At 47.3% G+C, this 256-nt stretch carries 1 protein-coding gene; it reads left to right on the forward strand.

The window, feature by feature from the left end:
- Positions 1–256 (forward strand): class I SAM-dependent methyltransferase (locus SB775_RS31420; protein WP_410865191.1); only part of this gene is annotated, 256 nt, incomplete at both ends.

Below are 256 nucleotides of genomic sequence, written 5' to 3' on the forward strand. Positions count from 1 at the left end.
GGCCGTGTTGTCGGCCTGGACTTCAGCCAAAATATGCTGGATGTTGGAGCATATAAGGTTGCGAATGCCGGAGTAGGCAATAGGATCAAGCTAGTAAATGCAGATGCCATGAAATTACCCTATGAGGATAACTCATTTGATTTTGCGACCATCGGCTTTGCTCTGCGCAATGTACCTGATGTTCAGCGAGTATTGAATGAAATGGCTCGCGTCGTAAAGCCGGGTGGCAAAGTTGTTTCTTTGGAAGTGTCCAAGC

Source organism: Peribacillus sp. SIMBA_075, from assembly GCF_046534585.1.